This is a genomic window from uncultured Shewanella sp. (assembly GCF_947495455.1).
GTDB lineage: Bacteria > Pseudomonadota > Gammaproteobacteria > Enterobacterales > Shewanellaceae > Shewanella.
The window spans coordinates 47909-68927 of record NZ_CANLZC010000011.1 but is presented as its reverse complement, the minus strand read 5'-3'; the positions used below and the strand labels follow the sequence as shown (position 1 = coordinate 68927).

Below are 21019 nucleotides of genomic sequence, written 5' to 3'. Positions count from 1 at the left end.
TCCCATGATACTTGAAGATGAAAGTGTCAGCTGGAATGAATAGTCTTTTAAGCAAAATCATTAATCGCTCCTGCATAAATAGTATTTTCATCGTCCTTGATGGTCAGCTAAACAGCCTTTATTAACCATAGGTCATTGGTTACCCGCTAACACTTGGTGAAGCTTGTCGCATGCTTGTTTAAAACTGGCCAAATCCATCTCTAAGTCTTGAACCTTACATTTCATCATTTCAGGCACAGACTGGGCTTGAATTTTTAATAGACAACCTTGCTCAGTCAAATGAAGCACTCGCATACGTTCATCTTCACTGCTACGTCCACGGCTCACAAACCCCTTCCCTTCTAATCGTTTAAGTAAGGGCGTTAAAGTTCCTGAGTCTAAATGTAATTTTTTACCTAAGGTTTTAACGCTGATCCCATCATGCTCCCAAAGTACCATCATGGCGAGATATTGAGGATAAGTCAGATCAAGCTTTTCCAGTAAAGGGCGGTAAGCTCTTATCATTGCATTTGAAGCACTGTAGAGGGAAAAACAAATTTGATTATTTAAACTGAGATTTTGATTTTTTATCGTTTCAGGCATGCGTCCTCCTGCATCACAAACATTCATAATATGATTGCGCACAATCTAGTTCACTTCAAGATAAAAAGAATCTTAACTTAAGTACAGAAATGAGCGTTTTCATTATGAACCACTTTAAACGGAATAAGAAACGTGGAAACGCCTGATTCGATCAGCTTTCACCGTGGATGAGAATAAAGTATCACTGAAATAAAAACGAAGGCAACAAGAGAAGATGCTGCCCAAAACGGGCAGCTAAAAACAACGCTAGCACAACATATCAACTTACAAAAAAACCTATATAATTTAATTGAATAAAAATAAATATTGACTATTAAAATATTTACTCTTCTATTTGGCAAAGTGTAGGCAGTCCTGGGCACGACTCAGGCATGGCATCAATAGATACTTTTTGCGCCATAGGAAGCGCTAAAGTCGTAGAGCAAAACAAACCTGCTGCGATTAATACAGTTAGTTTTTTCATCAATGATAAAAATGTTATTCTCATATCGAATATCCTTTTTTGTTATTACTGTTATTTATATTCAGAGTGAGGTGTATTCTAAATAAGCCGCAAGCTCAACATATCTTGTTAATATGCACAGCTGTTAATATGCCAAGCATAAACTTACTCAAAAACTCGAACCATACCAACTTATATTATGGTGCTATGCTGCTATGGATAATAACACTCTAAGTAGAAGCAACTTAATGCAACTACTATCTCGCCAAAAAATTAACAAAACAATAACTTTTAGCGTGCTATTTCATGTATTATTCGCTTATAATCAAAAATCACAAAATTAACACAATAAAAGCACAAAAAGTGGCAAGCTTCCCATAAAACCTGAACCAAAAAGTGAGCATATAGCTAAATCAATATAACAATGCCGACTCAAGCAGCTTAGTGAGAAATAAAATAAAAACAGCACAAACAGACCGTATGAAGACATATCCGTGATACTTGAAGATGCAGGATTCAGCTGGAATTAAAAGCCTTTTAGGCAAGGCTTTGAACAGCGTGCCTAGTCATTCTAAGCTGATGTTCAGTAACGCAGTATAAAAGGCCTTGCTTTTACATATAAAGAGGCCAGCCCGTTGGAAGTCTGTAAAAGCACCGACTTCTGCGTTGTATCATCTTAAAAGGCAATAAGCATTTCGGCAATAATACGCCTTGAATTAGGCACTTTTACAGGCTCTGAAAACATGCATCTTCAAGTATCACGGATATAGACCTAACAAGAATAATATCACTCATAGTCTATAGGAAAATAAAAAATTCCCATATTTATTAACAAAGGAAATGAGTAAAAAAGAGTCATATCCAGTATTGCCAGTATTGCCAGTATTGCCAGTATTGCCAGTATTGCCAAATATTAAAAGTGGAATCAAAGAATCGCGTACTTGGTTTCACCTGTAAATAGCAAAAAACCTAATGTCAGATTTTTTCTGACATTAGGTTACTAAAAACAAGTTTTCAAGAGTTAGATTCTGTAAGGGGCATTTCATCGCCTCTTTGCATAATCAGAGACTTCCTTTCCTATAAAGGCCAATCAGACTAATTAGAGTAGGAATCGATTAATATCAAACTGGTACAGTTCAGACTTTCGCTTTCTTGCATTATACCAGAGTCGTCCATCCTCCTGATTAATGGCCATATTAAAGGTTGTCGGTAAAAAATCAAATTGCTTTTGTTCATGCATAAAGGTAGCAAGATTAAGCTCATTAAAGGTTACTTTTATATAATCGGTATCCTGCCAATACAAATAATCATTCATAATAAAGACTAAATTATATAGCTCACTGTTTAATTTATAACCCAATGATTGCTGTTGACCATTCTGCGCCAAAATCAACTCAAAATCATCATCCACCAATACGTAGCCCTCACGATATTCGAGGGCATCTTGGTAACCTTTGAAAAGCTCAGTCGTTTCACCTGTCGTGACATCATAACGGTTCACCGCCCAAGTCTCGTATTGCTTTTCGCCATAGATAATCGCAGTTTCATCTTTAGAAAAGCGCGCATAACTAATCACACTCTGTTTAGTTGATAGTACCTTTTTAACACCTGTGCTTAAGGTTAAAAACACTAAACGCTTATCTTCTTTATATAAAATTTTATCCCCATCTCGACTGGAATATAAAAAGCGCAGTCTAACCTTAGTTTTAACTAATTCTGTATGCTTATTCGTCTTATAATCGAATTGACTGAGCACGTAGTGGGTTGCTGTTATGCCAGTAAAAAAAGCTTTGTCATTATTATTTTGGCCACCCATTAAGGTTAAATCGAGATCATCCTCAATAATGTTATCGGTGACAAACTTGCTAAAGGGCAAAGTTTTAGACACAAAGCGATTATCACTGCTCTGACGACGTAATAAATATAAATGCTCATTACTCTTAGCCAGCTCCATACCACGGAAGTTATAATCACCATTAAACACTTTAACTTTATCAGTGGTAATATCAAGACGAAACAGTCCCTTATTACTCAAAACAGCTAGCTTATGTTCATTAAGCCACTCAAGATAATAGACTCTCTGTTCAAACCAGCGTCGGTAAATCACCTTATTTAACGGTAAGTCAATAATGCGTAATTCAGATTGATGATTTACTGAATCAAGCCTTAATACAGCCAATTGCTGACCATCATTAGAAAATCGCATTCTAATATCCATAAAATCAGCTGATACTTTATCGGTCACAGGTTCAATATTTTTAGAGCTGAAATTATAACTGTAGCCCGATATACCATCTTTATTATTAGGCTCACCAGTAAAATAAATTTTATCCTCAATAATGGGCGAAAAGCTTAAATCATATAAGCCAAAATAGTCTTTAACTAATGTACGATGGGTATACTCATTGGATGCTAAATCAAATTCAATTAAAGATGAACTGCCCTCAACATGATCGATATAATAGAGCTTATCTCCGTTTTTATTAAAAGTTAAAGATAAAGGAAAAATCACATTTTGCACCAGTTGGGTAACTTTATTACTGGCTATATCTTTTAAGAATATTTGATAACCTACGCCTTTATCCAGCTTCATGGCAAAAGCGGTTAACCGTTTATCATCATGAACGGCAATACCAATTTTATCCCCAGTAAGTGTTTTTAACAGGTTAGTTTCATCCATGACCAATGACGATTTACCGTCAACATTTTCTTTATTCGCACTGAGTTGATTAACACTTTGTACGTTAGCTTCTGAAGATTTTCGGTTATCGAGAGTAATATGGACATCATAAAAATAAACTAAGCAACTGACTCCCAATAAAAAAAATACCAAGCTTGACACTATTCCAGTCAATTGAAATGACGTTAATTTCTTCCTAGAAGATAAATGATGTATTTGATTGTTTAGATGAACTTGAACCTTATTATCCTTTAATTGGCCATCATGGCCATTAGAATGACTAGCCTTAGATTCATTCAGGCTATTTGTTATATCTGCACACTGAGTATCCTGCCTATTTGATATCTGTTCAGAAGAAGTTTGCATTAAAACGTTATTAGCTAAACTTATCTCGTCTTTATTGACTTCTAAATGATCAGGCACAGGTATATCAGGAATGGGAGGAATACTTTTAATGGTTTTCTTATTTAAATCCACATGACAAATTAAACGGTAGCCCCGTTTAGAAAGTGATTTAATATATTTAGGCTCATTATGATTATCATCAAATAATAAACGCAATTTACTGATTATTTTTCGAACAGCCGCATCTGAGACAAAACGTCCTTTCCAAACATTCTCATGGAGCTCGGTAATAGATATATGCCTTTGTCTATTTTCAACTAGGTACATGAGTACATCATAAACTTTAGGTTCTATCGCTTTTTCTTCATCACCACAATGAAGTAGCATGGTTTCTCGATCTAAAAAATAATCGCCTAATTGCATCCCTGTACCTCAAAATTATACCCAAAACAAGCTGTGCCTCTATGGTTTAGTCGCATATCAAAGCACAAAATGCTATTTTTTTCAATTATCTAAAATTAATACGTGTCGTTATAATGATACACATCAGAATTATACACTTTTATATATCTAAAAAGAATAAGTAATTCGTTTAATAAACGAATAAAAGCCAATAAATAATTAATAACTTTTTATTCTTCGCCAAATTATCAATAATAATGCAAACAATATGACAAGCTAATCATACTGTTCAATACGAGTGTAGCATTCTATAAAAATAGTACCTGCTCTTACAATATTTCACCTTTATCAATCTATATTCGATTATCTATTAGGCGTCATTTCCTATATTCTTACGCGCTAAATGTATTCAATCAGCAACCCACTCATTATGCCTTTTACCTTTAAACAATTTCATATTAATGATTCTCTTTGCGGCATGCGAGTCAGTACAGACGGCGTATTATTAGGTGCGTGGGCGCCACTCACACAAGCTCGGACTATTTTAGACATCGGCACTGGCAGCGGCTTGCTCAGTTTAATGGCGGCTCAACGCAGTCAAGCTCAAATCACTGCAGTAGAACTGGATGAAAATGCGGTGAATGATTGCAAGCATAATTTTAAGGCATCGTCATGGAGCGATAGGTTAAAGGTTCATCACAGTGCCATTCAGCACTTTGTTGCTAACCAAAGAGTATTTGATCACATTATTTGCAATCCACCTTATTTTACCAACGGCCCTCAATCACAGGTAGCAGCACGCAGCACTGCAAGACACACAGACAACCTGAGCTTTGATGAATTACTCAGCGCAATAAACCAGCTGCTAAGCTCGAATGGCGTCGCTAGCCTTATTTTACCTTCAGCAAGCCTGAACAGCTTTCTCATGCGGCTAAGCATTTTTCAACTCAAACTCACTCAACGTGTCGATGTCGCCAGTATCGAAGGCAAAACGCCTAGTCGGCACCTGATTAATCTACAACATGTGAATGTAGACATTCAATCTCCATATCCTGTTACCACACAGCTCAATATTCGCACATCAACAGGCCAATACTCGAAAGAAATGCAAGCGCTCACGCGGGATTTCTACTTAAAATTGTAACAGACCTTTTAATCAGCAAGTATTTTCATAAGAGGATTTAAGTTAGATGCGTTAGTCTATTTATAGCTAAATCAATATAAAATGACATACTCAGCTGGAATGAAAAGTGATTTAGGCTAGGCGAATTGTTGAAAGCATAGTGATTCTACGATAAGACAAATCAACAACGCATAAATCACTTTTAAACCAGCCTTTTAGGAGAGCCAGTTAAGCGACACTTCTTTGTTGCATTATCTCGAAAGGTACCTACATTCCATCAATAATGCGCCTCAAATTGTCGCTCAACTGAGCGCTCTGAGGCTATCATTTTATATTGAGTTAGCTATAATATGCCGCTGAAATATATTGGGACGCCGCACATGCTATTTGAAGATCTTGATCTTGACCCTTGCTTATTAGACTCACTTAAAGCTATGGGTCACGATAAACCCACAACCATTCAACAAAAAACTATCCCTATGGGTTTAGAGCAACGCGATGTTTTAGCTCAAGCACCAACAGGTACAGGCAAAACAGCCAGCTTTTTGTTACCCGCAATACAACATTTGATTGACTTCCCAAGGCGCTTTAGTGGTCAAGCAAGAGTATTGATCCTTACCCCTACTCGTGAACTTGCGAGTCAAATTCATCGCTATGCATCGCATTTATCAACGGATCTCGATCTTGATATTGGCATTATTACAGGTGGCGTACCTTATGGGCCTCAAGAAGAGGCGTTAAAAAATAATATTGATATTCTTGTGGCAACACCTGGCCGCTTAATGGAATATTTAGATAAAGGTCATTTTAATGCCGAAGAAGTCGAGGTTTTCGTAATAGATGAAGCTGATAGAATGCTGGATATGGGCTTCTCTGCCGTTGTCGAAACCTTAGCGATTGAATCGGTTGGCCGTAAACAAACCATGCTTTTTTCTGCTACATTAGAAGGTAATGATGTCAATCGTTTTTCGATGCAGCTTCTGACGGATCCCGTAAAAATTGCAGCACAGGCTCCACGCAGTGAGAAAGCCAAAATTCATCAATGGATCCATATCGCCGATGACAAACACCATAAGTTTGCCATGTTGTGTCACTTATTACGTCAAGAAGATGTCACCCGTGCCATTGTTTTCCTCAAAACCAGAGAAGCCGTTGCCAGCCTAGAAGGGCAATTACAACGTGAAGGCATTAACTGCAGTTTCATGCGCGGTGATATGGAACAAAAACAGCGCTTTCAAGCCTTAGGTCGCTTCACCAAGGGCGAAGTCAACGTCTTGCTTGCAACTGATGTAGCCGCCCGCGGTATTGACGTGGATGATATCTCTCATGTGATTAATTTTGATATGCCTCGCTCAGCTGATACTTATGTTCATAGGATCGGCCGCACGGGACGTGCAGGTGCGAAAGGAACGGCTATTTCGCTCGTTGAAGCTCATGATATTCGTGTCGTCGGAAAAATTGAGCGTTATATTAAACAGCCATTAAAGCGCCGTTATATCAAAGAGCTCAGACCCAAACATAAAGAAGCTAAGCCGCCAGGAAAGAAAAAAGTCAAAGCCACAGATAAAGGCTTTAGCAAGAAAAATAAAAAGAAGAAAAAGAAGTAATTTCTTCCATGGGTAACAAAGAGTGGAACTAAAAGCATTTTCCTCTTGAAACACTCTTTGTTACAAACGTATCTTAGGCTTCAAAAATAATGGGCACAACTTGCCCCACTTCAATAAGTACAAAAAACAATCACCCACAATTAAAATACATAAAGATAATACAATGATAGGGTTAGCTTTTTATGCAGCTGACCACCCTCATATTGAATGCGCTTTTCTTTCCCCTGTAGGAATAAAATTTAAAAATCATTTTATCCCATCACCAGAGTCTGTTAATTTATAAGCTAATAATAAGAAACTTTCATTAACAAAGGCGACATTAATGTTAAAAATACTCATTAGGAGACTTTTTCCTCTTTTTATCCTCATCCTTTTTATTTTGTTGGCTTTCTTATTAAATAGCACCAAAACCCCTCCTGAAGAGAAGCCTAGTGTGGATAACATTCCCGTTGTCAATGTGATCCACATTCGGCCTGAAACCATGCCATTTCATTTATCTTCTTATGGCACCGTTAACCCTAAATATAAAACCCAATTAGTCACTGAAGTCGCTGGACGTATCATTGATATTTCCGATAACTTTGTTTCAGGTGGAATAGTCAAAAAAGGAGAGGTATTGGCTCATATTGAACCTTCAGATTACGAAGCCGATCTGATGCAAGCACAAGCTTCTTTAGCACAAGCTTTAGCGGCTTTAGACGAAGAAAAAGCCCGAGGTGAAGTCGCTAAAAATGATTGGAAAGACTATGACAGTAAACTGGCTCCCGAACTTGGATTGAGGATCCCCCACCTTAAAAAAGAGCAAGCCAATGTCAAATATGCCAAGGCTTCATTGGCAAGAGCCGAGCGTAATTTAGAACGCACCATTATTCGTGCCCCTTTTGACGGCATTATCAAAAATAGAAATATAGATTTAGGCCAATATGTCTCTCTAGGCACCAATATGGGAGAACTTTTTGATACTGGCATAGCAGAAATTAGACTCCCTATCACTGACAGTGAATTAGTTTACCTAACGTCTGTGGAACGCCCGAATACTCAAGTCGAAATTAGCACACAACTCGCCGGTCAAACTCACACATGGCAAGGAAAAATCATTCGAAGCGAAGGAGTTATTAATACCGATAATAGAATGATTTACTTGGTTGCCGAAGTCTATGACCCTTATTTAAGGCATGCTTCAGACACCCATAAGACTCAACTAAAATACGGCAGTTTTGTCACAGCCAAAATCACTGGCCGTACAGTAGAAAATCTCGTTAAATTACCGCGAAACCTTGTCCATAATAATCAAGTCACCCTCATCGATAAAGACAACAAAGTTGAGAACCGTACTGTCAATATTGTGCGTACCGATCTTAATCACGTGTATATCAAAGACAGTTTACAGCTCGAAGATAAGGTATCGACAACACGACTATATAATGTCGAAAATGGCCAAACGGTTAAAATTATCAACAATAAAAACCAATCACAACAAGATGCCCCCGTACAAGAAACACCATCAAAAGCGTTAACAAAGGTGGTTAAGTCATGAATACTGAAAAAGGCATTATGGCTTGGTTTGCACGAAATCATGTCGCTGCAAATCTACTCATGTTCGCATTGATTATCGGTGGTTTATTTAGTGCATTACTGATTAATAAAGAAGTATTTCCAAGCTCTGAACTCAATACCATTAGGGTATCGGTTGCCTACCCTGGCGCTGCGCCTCAAGAAATTGAAGAAGGCATTAACATTAAGATTGAAGAATCGATTCAGGATCTTAATGGCATTAAAAAAGTCACCTCCATCGCCAGTGAAGGGGAAGGAACTGTCACCATCGAGGTAGAAGATAACTATAATCCACAAGATGTTCTTGATGAAGCAAAATTACGCATCGATGCAATATCCACTTTTCCCGCAAATACTGAAAAACCCCAAATTTATCGAATAAAACCTGAAAACAACGTTATTTGGCTCTCAGTATACGGTGATTTAAGCCAACAACAAATGAAGGAAATGGCCAAAACAATCAGAGATGAATTAGCCGCTCTTCCCGCGATTACTCGTGCACAAGTGGGTGGAGTACGAGATTACGAAATCAGCATAGAATTATCAGAAGATAAATTACGAGAATATGGCCTCACATTTGAGCAAGTTGCACAAGCAGTACAAAACTCTTCCATTGACTTACCCGGTGGCGCTATTCGTGCCAGTGATGGCGACATTTTATTGAGAACAAAAGGCCAAGCCTATACTGAAAAAGAATTTTCTCAAATTGTTGTTAGCACTCTCCCCGATGGTAGCCGAGTCATGTTACCTCAGGTTGCCACCATCAAAGACGGATTTGAAGAACGTATCGGATACACTCGATTTAATGGGCAGCCCGCCGCAATTATCGAAATTTTAAGCGTTGACGATCAAAATGCATTGGAAATCTCGAAACAAGTCAAAACCTATGTCAAAGACAAAAGACTGCAATTACCCACAGGCGCCAAACTTGATACTTGGGGGGACTTAACCCATTATCTTCAAGGCCGTCTAAACATGATGTACTCTAATATTTTTTATGGAGCCTTGTTAGTTTTTATCATTTTAGCCCTCTTTTTGGATTTAACCCTCGCATTTTGGGTCATGATGGGACTGCCTATTAGTTTTCTCGGTGCACTGTTCATCATGCCATTAGAACCTTTTTCATTGTCTATTAATATGCTGACATTATTCGCTTTTATTCTAGTATTGGGTATTGTTGTTGACGATGCGATTGTCATAGGTGAAAGCGCATACAGTGAAATTGAAAAAAAAGGCCAATCTCTCGATAATGTGATTAAAGGCGCGAAAAGAGTCGCTATTCCAGCCACCTTTGGTGTATTGACCACTATAGCTGCATTTATTCCTATGCTTTTAGTCTCTGGGCCTCAGGCTATTATTTGGCAATCTATTGGCATGGTCGTCATTTTGTGTTTAATCTTTTCTCTCATTGAATCCAAGCTTATTTTACCTGCACATTTGGCTCATATGAAAGCAAAGAAGCCAAGCACTAACCCAAGTAAATTTAAACAATTAAAAACAAAGCTCAATGAAAAATTACATTATTTTATTCATCACCAATACCGTGACTTCTTAACAAGCTGTATTAAGAATCGATACAATACCATTGCCATTTTCATTGGCGTACTTATCCTCTCCATTTCACTCGTTACCAGTGGTAAGGTACGCTGGGTCTTTTTCCCTGATATTCCTTCCGACTTTATTCAAGTCAATCTTGAGATGGATACGGGTAGCTCGGAAGAAAATACGCTAAATGCCGTACAAGCACTGGAAAATAGCTTATACGCCATTAACGCTGAGTTTGAGAAAGAAACAGGTGCACAAGTGGTTAAGCACTCTTTTATTAGCCTAAACTCTAGAACATCCGCCTTTATTTTTGCAGAACTGACCAAAGCTGAAGATCGTACACTGACTGGAAATGATATCGCGGCCAAATGGCGCGAAGCTTTACCTGAATTGGTCGCCGTCGACAAATTAACCATGAATGCGACCACCAATAATGGTGGCGGTGATATTTCATTTCGTCTCACCTCTAATGATCTCACTGAACTTTCACAAGCTGCCGACGCCCTCAAAGCAAAACTCAACACTTTTCAAGGCGTATATGATATTACTGATAATTTCTCATCAGGCAGTCAAGAAATTCGTTTACAGATCCGCCCAGAGGCTGAGGCCCTAGGATTAACATTAGCCGATCTTGCTCGCCAAGTACGTTACGGATTTTACGGCTATGAAGCACAACGTATTTTACGTAATAAAGAAGAAGTCAAAGTCATGGTACGGTATCCATTAGAACAAAGACGTACCATAGGCCATTTAGAAAATATGCTTATTCGCACAGCCAATGGTGAGGCTATTCCGTTCTCTGCAGCTGCAAATATTGAACTGGGTGATTCATTTTCTTCCATTACTCGAGTCGATGGTCTTCGTGCAATTACCATTACTGCGAGTGCAGATAAAAGCAAAGTCGAACCTTCTAAGGTGGTCGCACAAATTCAAAAAGATTTTTTTCCTGAATTAACTCGTCAATACCCTCATATCTCAACCGCACTCGATGGCGGCAGTGCCGATGAAGAAGATGCCTTACTCGGGCTCATTCAAGGTTTCTTTTTTGCACTGTTTACTATTTATGCACTCATGGCTATACCGCTTAAATCTTATAGTCATCCTTTAATTGTCATGTCAGTGATCCCCTTTGGCTTTATTGGTGCTTTAGTCGGCCATTTCATCATGGGCATCAATTTAAGTGTATTAAGTTTGTGTGGTATCGTTGCTTTGGCGGGCGTTGTTGTGAATGATTCCCTCATTTTGGTTGACTTTGTGAACCGAGCACGAGCTGAAGGTCACCCTATTTTAAAAGCGGCAATTAATGCAAGCTGTCATCGTTTCCGTGCTATTTTACTGACCTCCCTCACCACATTTGTTGGCTTAGTGCCCATTTTAACCGAAAAAAGTTTACAAGCGAAAATCGTTATCCCAATGGCCACTTCTCTGGCCTTTGGAATATTATTTGCCACTTTCGTCACCTTAATATTGGTCCCTGTACTCTATATAGTGCTTAATGACATCAAAGTCACTGCAAGAAAAATATTCACTTGGTGGTGGCAACCTCAACATAGCGATCGATAATTCACTGCTTTTTAAAAAGTTCCCCTTTCTACAAAATAAACGCGCTATCGCGTTTATTTTGTTTTTTTTAATTACTTTTATTTACTTTTAATGACATTATCTTTAACGAGATATCAGAAATTGAAATGTTAACAACCTAAATTAAAAAACTCATCATAAAAAAACTTAGATTAGTTTTGATTTTTACCGAATAGAAAACAGCTTACTGGGTATCTGAGACTGTTTCGTGCTAACATGACTTGTAAAATAATCATCATTTAAATTAGGTTAATGCTAAAGCGAAATTTCCCCATCCTTATTCACGCTCAAGGCCTACATTGGACTCATCAACGATTACTGGGACTGGCCAGTCAATTGTGTATGTTGGCTGTGGCAGTGATTATTGTCACCAGCATTATCATTACATTGGGTGAACGACGCTTACAGGAAGACTGGGCAACACAGCGCTATGCTGAGTTACAAGCCGTTGGCGGCTTAATGGCCGATCGCATTTCCTTTCAACAGTTTAGAACACAAATGTTGGCAAAATCAGAATCATTAGAAGATTACTTGAATGCGCCTTCGACCACTAAACAAGCCTATTTAAAACAAAAATGGCAGATCATGGTCAATAATGTGCCAACATTACTCGGTGTGGCTTTATACGATACAAAAGGTCGCTTTGTCTTTGCAACAACCGACGAATTTGGTCAGGAGCCATTACCGCCTTCCCTATTAGGCAATTCAAGAAATATGGGAGAAGATGAAATTTATACCTCTCCCCTTGAATTCACTCCAATAGAAGGTATTTTAGAACCCTATTTATATCAACTAGCTTGGCTTGAAAAAGACGGACATCACATACAGGGTTATTTAGTTACCTATCATTCCGTTTCAAAAATGGTTAATAGCATTAAACCTGCTTTTTCTAGCCAAAAAGCCCCATTAATGATGATTGATACGCAAGGGTTACTCTATTCCGGAGCAAATACTCAACCTAAAATTAGTCGCTTTCCTCGCGCATTAGGCGATAGTTTAAAACAAAGTTATCCCGCCTTATGGCGTAAAATGGCCATGAGTAATTTTGGGCAGTTTCATGGAGAAGATGCGACATTTGTTTATTTGAAAATTGAACTCGTCACTCAATACGAAACCCGCAGAGAATACTTTTTAATCTCTTATGTTCGTAATAGTGATATCGCAGCCAAATTTCATCAATGGCGGAATATACTCATTATTGCTGCTATTTTACTGACCTTATTAGGTGCGTTAGCCATTATTTTAACCCATTTATACCATTTAGTTTTGCGCTCAAGACAGTTTAGTCTGGAATTGTCAAATCAATTATTTCACGCTGATATTGGTTGTATGATAGTCAATGATCATGGTCGAGTCATTACCGCCAATGAGCTCACAGCCAAATTGTTACAACAGCCAACGGATGAGTTAATAGACAGAAGTTTACAACGTATTTTACAGCTGGAAGATGAACCTTTCGCACACATGCTTGAATCACTCACACAGAATGAGTCTTGGAAAGGACAAATTAAACTCGAGCCTGACGGAAAACACATTCTCGTTGTCAAAATCCATCTCAAACCTAATGCGGATAAATTATATCGCTATATGATTGTGACATTTGAAGATATCAGTGAATTAAAGCAATATCAAAAAGAGGTTTATCTTAACCAACTGTTCACTGAAAACTCAGTCCCAACGGTATTATCTCATTCTAATGGCACCATTATTAAAGCTAATCATGCTTTTGATAATATGATGAATATCACCGATCACCAAGATCAGAATTTAACCCAATTATTGAATAAAGATTTAGGTAAAAATTGGGCTCAAATCACACAACAAATTTTTGCCCAAGGTAACTGGACCGGGACAATTGAAAACACAGGCAATGAACAATTAGAAACCACGACTCAAGCAACCTTAAAAGGTCATTTAGATGACTCGGGGGAAATTGAATACATTGTCAGCACCTTTGAACGCACTGTATCACAACATAACTACTTACAAGAAGGTGAACTCATTCCTCATCGCAGTACTATTCTTGTGAGCCTTCGTGATCTTGATGATTACTTTCATAACATGAGCCCACTCAATAAAAAGTTTTCAAGCTTACTGTTATTGGATATCACAGCCGAAAGTATGTTAAGTCATATCAGCGATATTGCCCAAATTGAAAACAGACAAAGAGAAGTCGAGTCTCAACTCTTTAGAGATTTACCGCATCGATATCAAATCGCTAAATGGCAATTGGGAAAACTTATCATTATTTTACCCAATACCGATGCTGATCAAGCCCATTACTTTGCGCTTGAATCCCTCAATAAACTCGAAGCTAATGGTTTAGGGGATGGCATCTGTATTGGTATCGCTTCATACCAAGAAAACCAAACATTAGAACAATTTTTAAGTAATGCTGAAATCGCCCTCAAACGCGCAAAACAAACAGGCGAACATAATATTTGCCAAGCTTTTACACGGCACGATCCATTAACGATTTCTCCTCCGAAGAAAGGTCATTAAGATGAGTAAATTGACTCGGTAGTTCACTCTCACTAATTTCAATGATACTTGAACGATTCATGGTAATTTTATACCTAGCATAACGCATGTCTTGCTTATTCATTCTAGATACCACTACCACATTAACTTGATAACGCCTTTCAACGGATGCATGGCTAACCTTTCCATCACTTTCAGTGTAAATCTTTGCTTTTCCTCTTTCTAAATAACGAGCAAAAGGCGACAAACTAAAATTAATTTGCTCTTGAATAGTTGAATAACCCGCGAGAAAATCTTTATTGGTGACTTTAGTGTAAACCCCATAATGCAAAATTTCTGAGTCAACCTTATTTTGTTTATTTCGTTGCTTTAAAATATCAGCAACAGCAACTGGTAGATCACTTTTACGAATAAAGTCTAACCAAACGAGTTGTTTTGCAACAAGCAATTTACTCGTTGTATCCAATAATGTTCGACTCCATCTAGGCCGGCCTTTACGAATAAACTTCCATAAAACATTGCGCATATCTTCTTTGAAAATTTCACGAAAACCATAAATCACCGCAAGAGCAAGCACTAAACTTGTGGTTAATCCGCTAAATACACCTTGCGCTTTAATAATTAAACTCGATACCACTATCATGACTAATGACGTTGCAATGCCTGTCGTCATTTTTTTAAGACCAACACCTAAAAGCTTTTTCTCTTCTTTTAATACCACACCTTGCTGGATCAATCGTCTCAGTAATAACATTTTATTGGCGATACGATTAGGATCTTTAATAGTTTGAGCTGAATTATATTGCCGCTGCTGACGATATTCATTTTCTTTACGACAAAACTGAACAATAGCATCATAGCTTTCGCTATAAGCACTATCTCTTGGAGAATATGCTAACAATTTCAGTAACTCTTGCTCACAAAGCCAAGATAGATAATTATCTGCATTTTCAAAATACGACTTCCATTTAGGATCGCTAGGCTCATTACGCCTAAAACGCTTTAACAATTGAAAAACTTGATTAGAAAGCTCATTTAATGCGGGATAAAACTCACTGGCGACTTCTATTTGTCTAAGCTCTTTGCAATCGGTTTCTGTCGCGACAGCAAATTGATAAGCAAACAAATTCAAATATAAACGAAACTCTTCAATAGTGCGTTTTTTCTGGCTAATGAAACGACTTTGCACTAGAGGAAGGTGGATTCCAGGAGAATGATAAGAACGCCTTCCCGTGATCCCTGAGTGGTAGTATTCTTCTTCATCAATACTTTTAGTACTGATCCCCATCTCTTTTGGAAAGAAAAAGTACAAGCCAAGATGGCGAGTTTCACCGACTTTTAATTGATGAATAAATTTTATGGAGAATGAATCTTCTTGCTTTACACTAATTTTAGACACAAGCACCTTTTATTGAACTGAAAACAATAGACTTAACACACTGACTTTTAAACTATAATATCAGTATAGTCTAATTAATCTTATAAAATATACTTAAAATCTATATTTAGCCTCTGAAATAAATTGAAACTCTTAATAAAAAACAAAATAAAAACAATAAATTAATAAACCAACGTACTTACCAACCTATGCTTTAGTCTTGTATGACCACACACTCGCTAGTAGACTGCCAGACAACACGTGCCAAATACTAAAAATCGCACCAGGCAGTGCTGTAATCGCATTAAAGAATTTCATTGATAATGCAACAGCAAGCCCAGAATTTTGCATTCCTACCTCTATGGCAATGGTGCGACAAATCGCTTCTTCATAGCCAAAACATCTTGCCCCCCAGTAACCACTCAAGAGCCCCAATCCATTATGCAACACCACAGCTAACATCACCATAAATCCCATAGATTCGATATTATTCGCATTAAGTGCCACCACAATACCAATGATAAAGGCAATGGATAACATAGACAGTAAAGGCAACCATCGAGTCACACGCTTTATCACATTCGATAAAAATGTATTCATCAATAAACCAATAAAAACGGGAAGCAGCACGATTTTTATCATACTCAACAGCATACTTAATAACGGAACATCGACCACCTTTCCAACCAGCAGTTGAACAAGAAATGGAGTCAGCACAACGCTCAATAAAGTCGATGTGGCTGTCATAGTAATGGATAATGCCACATTACCTTTTGCTAAAAAACAAATGACATTAGAAGCCGTCCCCCCTGCGACACTTCCCAACAATACCATTCCAATCAATAAATCATCATTTAGCTGTAAAACTTTCGCAATACAAAAAGCAAAAAAAGGCATTAGAATAAATTGTAATAACACACCCAAACCCACCACTCGTTTTTTCTTCAATACCAAAGAAAAATCATAAGGTGTTAAGGTTAACCCCATACAAAGCATGATCACAGCAAGTAATGGGGAAATGCTTCCAGCAAAGTCAATAAAAAAGTCAGGTTTAGCAAACGCAGCACCCACGACTAATAATACCCAAAAAGGGAAAGTTCGTGTAACAAGAGATAACATACACTTTCCTTATACAAGCTTAAAAAAGGATAAAAAACACCCAACTCAAATCACTTCAACATAAATAGACTTAAAATACAAAAAAACAAATAACAAATAACAAATCTCGATTGTTATACAGCTATTTAACATTGATGACCACATAATTGGCACACCTGTACAATTTAAAACGCGTTTCGATCTATGTGTTAGCTCAACTCGCCCCCTTAGCTTGAAAAATACTCATCTTAAATATTTTCAAAAATCCATTCCAATACGTATACACGATAAAAATAGTTCGCTCAGGCGTCTGGACGTCTAGACGTTTACTGTGATAGTCTGCTCCTTCGCAATCGAATTAATTTCAAGAGCAACATGATCAATAATCATGTGGAGATAAAATGATAGAGCTTAGACACCTACGTACCCTAATGGCCCTCAAAGAAACAGGCAGTTTAGCAGGTGCAGCAGCAAAACGTTTCGTGACTCAATCGGCTTTATCTCATCAAATAAAAGAGCTTGAAACGCGAATAAGTGCGGGGATTTTTGTCCGCAAGAGCAAACCCCTAGCCTTTACGCCCGAAGGCATAAGATTACTCCAGCTTGCAGAAGATATTTTACCTAGAGTCATGGAAGCAGAACATGAATTAAAACAAGGCGTCAATACTGAACATCATTTATTGCGTGTCGGCATAGAGTGTCACAGTTGTTTTCGTTGGTTAATGCCAGTCATGACCCGCTTTAGGCAACAATATTCACGAGCTAATTTAGACTTATCCAGCCGATATCTCTTTGATTCTCTGAAAGCATTGGAAGCTAACTCTCTTGATGTTGTGCTAACCTCAGATCCTGTTCCTAATCCATCTTTGGAATATCAACACCTATTTGATTTTGAGGTGAAATTGGTGGTTGCAAGCGATCATCCGTTAGCCAATGAAGCTTATGTCACACCTGAGCAATTAGCCAAACACCCTATTCTAAGTTACCCGGTTCCCATTGAAAGAATGGATATTTATCGCCATTTTTTAGAACCAGCAGGCATTAGACCTGGCCCTCAAATTCACTGTGACCTCACCATGATGTTGCTACAAAGAATAGCCTGTAAAGATGGTATTGCTGCGCTTCCTTCTTGGTCAATAAAAGAAGCACATGGCCTGAGTCTAACCAGTATCTCATTGGGTAAAGAAGGCTTAATTAGGCCTTTATTTGGGGCTTACCGTCCTCATAATACGACCAGTAAATTAGCACTAGATTGGCTTAAACTTGTTGCCGAAGAAGGGCTAAATAGACAATCAACAAAAGAATAATGGAGCCATTAACAAGGAAATAACTGACCTCAAATGGATACTTGAGGTCGGTTTCCCCATCACATACCTTATTTTTTAGGATTAAGCAATAAATTTCTTTTTTCTAAAATAACCTGCAATATCATTCCCGCAGAAGACATTTCAGTGGATGCTTGTAAATTATGAGCAATCATAAACTCGTCACGCAAATCATCATCGAGCCCTAATTGTGCAAATGCTTGCAGAGTCAGTGTTTGTTGATGATTATCGATTAAAGATTTCAGCACGCCTAAAGGGTAAGGCTTTACTGCAGTATCATTTAAATAGGCAAAAGCACTTAATACGATAATTTCGCCGAACACGCTAAATAATGCTAACGTTTGCACCTCATCAGGATTAATCCCTTTGCTTTTTACTCCTTGCAAATTTTCCAGAGCCTCACTGGCGATCTCCTCAGTCAAGGTCCAATAACCTTGTACCAGTTTTTTATAAGGTTCAGCTAATTCATCCAAACGCTCTTTTAAATAAAAACTAAACGCATAACGGTAAATATTAATCTGACCTAAACGAACCAAGGCATCTTTTAATGATCGGTTCCTATGCGTCCCCATCCCCACACAATCTGCGCAATGGCTTCGCCATAATAAATGAGCCGATAAAGCGGGATCCGATGAAACAATATCAATCACATTACGCACATCGCTCTGGGCAATAATGGCTTTCTTTAAAGGAATAAGGATCCCTCTACGCCCAATTACTTGCTCTTCATTGCCAATAATCGCATGTACTTGAGTAAATACCTGCTGCTCAAGATCTGTCATCTGAAGTTTTAAACCTTCTTATTTTTAATATTATTTAACAACAACGTCATTTGATCTTTAAATAAAACAACGCCTAATCTTATCTAGCTTAACAAGTTTCCACTATTTTAGGGGGTAAAAATAGGATTTAAATCAAAATTTACAATCAAAAATCATTATTTTTACTTATAAAATTCAATTAGAAGCATTCATTTATTATACATCAATTTAAGAGCCTAACCTTCAAGTACACCCACAATTATTAAACATAAAAACCACAATTGATCAGTAAACGATCGATAATAGCCTAAAGCGACCGATTTTTCATTTTGATGAAAAATGTCATGATTAACCCTCTCTATCAAATCAATGAACATTCACAAAACTATTAATATCAGGGATTAATACTTTAGTTTATAGAGTGTTTCAATTGTTAAAACCAAATGCTAATCTCCGCCACCTCATATTCAGAACGACTCATATTATTTTATAAAAATCATGAAAAAAACGATTATTGCCGCATTCATCTTGACCACTACATGTAGCGCTTCTGCCATCGCGCAAACCGAAGGATTCTATCTTGGAGGGGAATTTGGTCGAGGCCAATTAAAAATTGCCGACACCTCAATCAATGAACATGCAAACAACTACGGTATTTACGCGGGTTATCGATTTACAAACTGGTTTGCTTTAGAAGCAAAAATCTCAAAAACAGCAGACTTTCATCATAATGAAACCATTATTGAGTCATATTACGAATATGAAGATTATGTTCACAGTGATTATACCAATTTTAAAACTGAATTTTCGGCAACCAGTGTTAGTTTAACACCCACATTTTACTGGCAATTTAATGATACCTTTTCAGCCTTTGCAAAAATGGGGGTAAGCTATACAAGCATGAATATTGACTGTCAAATAGATAATTATGCCGTTTATGACGGAACATTGGACGCCTACGGACACACACATAGCTCAGATAATTATGATGGATTCAGCTATACACTAGGTGTTGGATTTGACAGCGCACTCACTGAAAGTTTAACGCTACGTTTAAGCTATGACTACACTAGAGTCTATCTAGAAAATAGTCATGTTTATTCATATAACGAAGACTATTACGATATCAATATCGATAACATTAAATTGGATACAACACTTTCGCAATTCAGCCTAGGGTTACATTATACCTTTTAAGACCATTGTTTAAGCCAGGTCTTTTCTAATATGACCTAAGTAGATTTCAACTCGTTAGGTCATAATCAACGGCGCTAGCCCTCCATATTTCTGGCACATTTGAAGTCAGGGAACAGTCTATAATAACATATATTTCAGCATGTTAAAAAAATTCTCTGTTCCCTATTTATCCTGACTAAATAGGATCACTTACCTAAAAAATGAACAAAACAACCATTGCGGCAATGATACTCACCACGGCACATATCACTCAAGTTCATGCAAGTACTGAAGGCTTTTATCTTGGTGGTCAATTTGGCACAGTCAAATTATCAATGGCTGATGTAGGCATCAATAACCGCACCAATAGTTATGGCTTACATATGGGATACCAATTTAATGACATCTTGGCTCTTGAAGCAGGTATATCCACCAACGTTAACACAACAGATAAAGAAGAAAACATAAAAGAATTAATCATAAACGAAAAAAATTATTCCTTTATTAATAGTACCTATAATGCACTTTCGCTAACGCATATGGCACTGGGCCCAAAAATTAGCTGGCAATTCAATGATACCTTTTCGGCCTTCACGACAGCAGGGATCAGTTATACAAAAATCAATACTAAAGTACAATTTATCACTCAAGATAATTATTACCCTACTAACGAAACGATTACGTTTACAGACGATTATACAGGGGTTGGTTATTATTTAGGTGTAGGATTGAATGCTACAATTAGTCATCGCGTCACATGTAAATTTAGCTATGAGCACGCAAAAATGACTTTAGATAATACTCACATTGTATCAGTTCATGGGCAGGAAAAAGTCACAACAACCCTATCGCAGCTAAGCTTAGGATTAAATTACACCTTTTAATGAATGCTCCTTCCCCCCCCCCCCTTATTAAGAGTGAAGGGCTCTTAATAAGGGG

14 protein-coding genes are annotated in these 21019 nt (G+C 37.6%); 8 read left to right on the top strand and 6 right to left on the bottom strand.

What is annotated here, in order from left to right:
* Positions 1–132: 132 nt before the first annotated feature.
* The 3 genes from Q0791_RS05350 to Q0791_RS05340 form a co-directional block, all read right to left on the bottom strand.
* Positions 133–582 (bottom strand): MarR family transcriptional regulator, encoded by a 450-nt coding sequence (locus Q0791_RS05350; protein WP_299003557.1) that lies wholly within the window; start codon positions 580–582, stop codon positions 133–135.
* Positions 583–904: 322 nt separating this feature from the next.
* The gene (locus Q0791_RS05345; protein ID WP_299003556.1) at positions 905–1069 is read right to left on the bottom strand and encodes a hypothetical protein; all 165 of its coding nucleotides are present in this window, start codon (positions 1067–1069) and stop codon (positions 905–907) included.
* 1054 nt (positions 1070–2123) lie between these two features.
* Positions 2124–4472 carry a winged helix-turn-helix domain-containing protein gene (locus Q0791_RS05340; protein ID WP_299003555.1) on the bottom strand — a complete coding sequence of 783 codons (2349 nt, stop codon included), beginning with the start codon at positions 4470–4472 and terminating at the stop codon, positions 2124–2126.
* A gap of 409 nt (positions 4473–4881) precedes the next feature.
* Here Q0791_RS05340 and Q0791_RS05335 point away from each other — a divergent pair, with 409 nt between their 5' ends.
* The 5 genes from Q0791_RS05335 to Q0791_RS05315 all read left to right on the top strand — a co-directional run bounded on the left by Q0791_RS05335 (position 4882) and on the right by Q0791_RS05315 (position 14363).
* The gene (locus Q0791_RS05335; protein ID WP_299003579.1) at positions 4882–5595 is read left to right on the top strand and encodes a methyltransferase; all 714 of its coding nucleotides are present in this window, start codon (positions 4882–4884) and stop codon (positions 5593–5595) included.
* A 359-nt stretch (positions 5596–5954) separates the two neighbouring features.
* Positions 5955–7181 carry an ATP-dependent RNA helicase SrmB gene (gene srmB / locus Q0791_RS05330; RefSeq protein ID WP_299003554.1) on the top strand — a complete coding sequence of 409 codons (1227 nt, stop codon included), beginning with the start codon at positions 5955–5957 and terminating at the stop codon, positions 7179–7181.
* Between the two features lie 322 nt (positions 7182–7503).
* Complete coding sequence (locus Q0791_RS05325; RefSeq protein WP_299003553.1) at positions 7504–8718, top strand: efflux RND transporter periplasmic adaptor subunit; 1215 nt, start codon at positions 7504–7506, stop codon at positions 8716–8718.
* Positions 8715–11843, top strand: coding sequence for an efflux RND transporter permease subunit (locus Q0791_RS05320; protein WP_299003552.1), 3129 nt, complete (start codon positions 8715–8717; stop codon positions 11841–11843). The genes Q0791_RS05325 and Q0791_RS05320 overlap by 4 nt, the downstream gene beginning before the upstream one ends.
* A 270-nt stretch (positions 11844–12113) precedes the next feature.
* Positions 12114–14363 carry a PAS domain-containing protein gene (locus Q0791_RS05315; RefSeq protein WP_299003551.1) on the top strand — a complete coding sequence of 750 codons (2250 nt, stop codon included), beginning with the start codon at positions 12114–12116 and terminating at the stop codon, positions 14361–14363.
* Here Q0791_RS05315 and Q0791_RS05310 read toward each other — a convergent pair.
* A complete protein-coding gene (locus Q0791_RS05310) occupies positions 14314–15741 on the bottom strand; it encodes a hypothetical protein (RefSeq protein ID WP_299003550.1) in 1428 nt (475 codons plus the stop codon). The two genes, Q0791_RS05315 and Q0791_RS05310, sit on opposite strands and share 50 nt — an antisense overlap.
* Before the next feature lie 186 nt (positions 15742–15927).
* A complete protein-coding gene (locus Q0791_RS05305) occupies positions 15928–16839 on the bottom strand; it encodes a bile acid:sodium symporter family protein (protein WP_299003549.1) in 912 nt (303 codons plus the stop codon).
* A 380-nt stretch (positions 16840–17219) separates the two neighbouring features.
* Between Q0791_RS05305 and Q0791_RS05300 the strand changes: the two genes are divergently transcribed.
* Complete coding sequence (locus tag Q0791_RS05300) at positions 17220–18125, top strand: LysR substrate-binding domain-containing protein (RefSeq protein WP_299003548.1); 906 nt, start codon at positions 17220–17222, stop codon at positions 18123–18125.
* A gap of 68 nt (positions 18126–18193) precedes the next feature.
* Here Q0791_RS05300 and Q0791_RS05295 read toward each other — a convergent pair whose 3' ends face one another.
* Positions 18194–18925: an HDOD domain-containing protein gene (locus tag Q0791_RS05295; protein WP_299003547.1), complete on the bottom strand. Its 732-nt coding sequence runs from the start codon at positions 18923–18925 to the stop codon at positions 18194–18196.
* Between the two features lie 477 nt (positions 18926–19402).
* Between Q0791_RS05295 and Q0791_RS05290 the strand changes: the two genes are divergently transcribed.
* Both Q0791_RS05290 and Q0791_RS05285 read left to right on the top strand, forming a co-directional pair.
* A complete protein-coding gene (locus Q0791_RS05290) occupies positions 19403–20101 on the top strand; it encodes a porin family protein (protein ID WP_299003546.1) in 699 nt (232 codons plus the stop codon).
* 200 nt (positions 20102–20301) lie between these two features.
* Positions 20302–20964, top strand: coding sequence for an outer membrane beta-barrel protein (locus Q0791_RS05285; protein WP_299003545.1), 663 nt, complete (start codon positions 20302–20304; stop codon positions 20962–20964).
* The last annotated feature ends 55 nt before the right edge of the window (positions 20965–21019 follow it).